Annotated in this window: 1 protein-coding gene; it reads left to right on the forward strand. The window is 67.1% G+C overall.

Going from position 1 to position 231, the window contains the following annotated elements; genetic code table 11:
• A partial coding sequence (locus tag ACPYOG_RS21050; protein ID WP_481295981.1) for a DUF6596 domain-containing protein occupies positions 1 to 231 on the forward strand: 231 nt, incomplete at both ends.

Consider the following 231-nt stretch of genomic DNA (forward strand, 5'->3'; position numbering starts at 1 on the left):
GCGTTCCCCGCTCCCCTCGGCGCCGACGACCGGCTGGAGGCGGTGCTCGCCGCCATCTACGTCATGTTCTCAGAGGGGCACACCGTGACCACCGGAGACGCCATCCACGACGTCGATCTGCCCGACCAGGCCATCCACCTGGCACGGATGCCCCACACCGTCCTGCCGGAGGACGGCGAAGTCGCCGGAATGCTCGCGCTGCTCCTCCTGACCTGTCTCTTATACACATCT

It is taken from the genome of Leifsonia sp. HAY1-4F, from assembly GCF_056755275.1.